Source organism: Streptomyces sp. SPB074 (assembly GCF_000154905.1).
In the GTDB taxonomy this organism is placed as follows: Bacteria; Actinomycetota; Actinomycetes; order Streptomycetales; family Streptomycetaceae; genus Streptomyces.
The window spans coordinates 6,105,895-6,108,395 of record NZ_GG770539.1 but is presented as its reverse complement, the minus strand read 5'-3'; the positions used below and the strand labels follow the sequence as shown (position 1 = coordinate 6,108,395).

Annotated in this window: 1 protein-coding gene and 1 pseudogene; both read right to left on the bottom strand. The window is 77.0% G+C overall.

The features are described 5' to 3' along the window. Nucleotides 1–36: 36 nt before the first annotated feature. Nucleotides 37–885 carry a polyprenol monophosphomannose synthase gene (locus SSBG_RS25915; protein WP_008749014.1) on the bottom strand — a complete coding sequence of 283 codons (849 nt, stop codon included), beginning with the start codon at nt 883–885 and terminating at the stop codon, nt 37–39. 655 nt (nt 886–1,540) lie between these two features. Beyond that, nucleotides 1,541–2,501 (bottom strand): annotated as a pseudogene (locus tag SSBG_RS25910) (amidohydrolase family protein); the annotation flags it as partial.

Sequence of the window (2,501 nt, the reverse complement as noted above, 5' to 3'; positions counted from 1 at the left end):
TGATATGGGTCAGGCGCGGGAAGGGCCGGTGGGGGGTCAGGCGCTCGTGGGGTCGGGGTTTGGTGGGGGTGGGGTTTTCTGGTCGCGGGGGCGGCGGGCGGGTGGCTGCGGTCTTCCCAGGAGTTTGTCGACGCGGGCGGTGACTCCCCAGGCGGTGACGCGCCACAGGGCCTCGGCGACGATGGCGCGGCTCATCTTGCTGTCGCCGAGCGCGCGCTCCACGAAGGTGATGGGGACCTCCACCACGCGGTAGCCGGAGCGGACCGCGCGGCGGGCCAGGTCGACCTGGAAGCAGTAGCCCTGGGATTCGACGTCCGCGAGGCCGAGGCCGCGCAGGGTCGCGGCGCGGAAGGCGCGGAAGCCGCCGGTGACGTCGCGCAGCGGGACGTCGAGGAGGAGGCGGGAGTACGTGGAGCCGCCGCGCGAGAGGAACTCGCGGGACTTGGGCCAGTTGACCACCCGGCCGCCCGTGATCCAGCGGGAGCCGAGGACGAGGTCGGCCTCGCGCAGGGCCGTCAGGAGGCGGGGCAGTTCTTCGGGCTGGTGCGAACCGTCCGCGTCCATCTCCACGAGGACGTCGAAGCCGTGGTCGAGCCCCCAGGAGAAACCGGCGAGATAGGCGGCGCCGAGCCCTTCCTTGCCCCCGCGGTGCAGCACCCGGACGTGCTCGTCCCCGGCGGCGAGCTCGTCGGCGAGGGCGCCCGTGCCGTCCGGGCTGTTGTCGTCCGCGACGAGGACGTGCGCCCCGGGCACCGCCTCGCGGACGCGGCCGACGATCGAGCGGAGGTTCTCCGCCTCGTTGTACGTCGGGATGATCACCAGCGCCTCGCCCAGCGGCGGGCGCCGACCGTCCCGGCCGCCCGCCGGACCCTCGCCTGCGTTCACTGCTGCCCCTTACGTGCCGATCCGTGCGCGTGACCACCTTAGTTGCCCATACGGGCGGCCCGGGCCGGCACGGCGACACGGGGCGAGGGGGCCGGGATACGACGACCACACGTCCGGGGGATGCGCGGCGGGAGGCTGACGCGAGCGCGCGGAAACTGCGGATGAGGGCCCGGCGCCCTTCGGGCCGGCCAGGGACCCGCTGGCTGCGGATCGACCGTGAACCGTTGTCTACTGAGCGGCCGGGCCCCACCCGGGTCGCACCGTCCCCCACGCCGCTGGCGGGGAGGGACCCCTTGCTCGTACGAAACGTGCCCGTGTCCGGTGGGCGCGGACGCTGGACCTGGCTCGCGTGGGGAGGAACTCCGGCGCGTTCCCCCCGCGGCCCAGTCGCGCCCAGCGGATGCGCGGGACGTCGCCGATCGGTTGTCCGGTGGTGGACCCGGCCGAACCTACCCGCAGAGCGCCGGACCCTGTCAACACCCGTGGCCCCGGGCCCCGTGCGGAGTGTCGCGTGATCGCGCAGGTCAGCGGCGAGCCGCGGGGCCGCCGGGCGCCGCTCGGCCCCGAGGACTCGGGGCCGGACGGCGACGGGGGCACATCACCCCAGCGGGCGTACGCGGGGCGCCGGGTCCACCCGGACGGCCCCGCCGCGCCCTCAGGCCCCGGCCCGGTACACCTCGCGGCCCCCGACGACCGTCACGAGGCACTCGGGCAGCGGTGTGCCCGGGCTCAGGTCGGGCAGGCCCGGGGTGCCGGAGCGGGGGTCGGTCGACCAGCGGGCGACGCGGTCGTCCGGGGCCTGCACGACGAGGGCGCCCGTGCGCCAGATCGCGTAGTCGGCGGGCGCGCCGGGGACCAGGGTGCCCGCGTCGTCGCGCCCGGCGGCCCGCCAGCCAACCCCGGGTGTGGGCGGTGAAGGCCGCCCGCACCGAGACGCGGTGCTCCGGCGTGCGGTGGAAGGCGGCGGCCCGCACGGTGCCCCAGGGGTCGAGCGGGGTGACCGGGGCGTCCGAGCCGAGGGCGAGCGGGACCCCGGCGCGCAGCAGGGCCGCGAAGGGGTTGAGGGTCCGGGCCCGCGCGGCGCCGAGCCGCGCCGCGTACATGCCGTCCTCGCCGCCCCACAGCGCGTCGAAGGCGGGCTGCACGGAGGCGGTGAGGCCGAGTGCGGCGAAGGCAGCGATGCCCTCGGCATCGAGCATCTCCGCGTGCTCGACGCGGTGGCGCAGCGCGCGCACCCGGTCCAGGCCGGTCTTCTCGGCCGCCGCGCGGAAACCCGCGACGACGGCGCCGAGCGCCGCGTCCCCGATCGCGTGGAACCCGGCCTGGAGCCCGGCCTCGGTGCACGCCGTGACGTGCTCGGCGACGGCCTCGGCGTCGAGGTAGGGGGTGCCCCGGTGGCCGCTCGCCGCGTCCTCGTACGGCGCGTGCAGGCACGCGGTGTGCGAGCCGAGCGCGCCGTCGGCGAAGAGGTCGCCCGCCGCGCCGCGCGCGCCGAGGGCGCGGACCCGCTCCGCGTCCCGCTCGCCCGCGACCGCCTCGGCCCAGTAGCCGACGACGCGCGGGCCGGGCTCCTCGGCGCCAGGCGCAGCAGCCCCGTGAAGTCCTCCTCGTCGGAG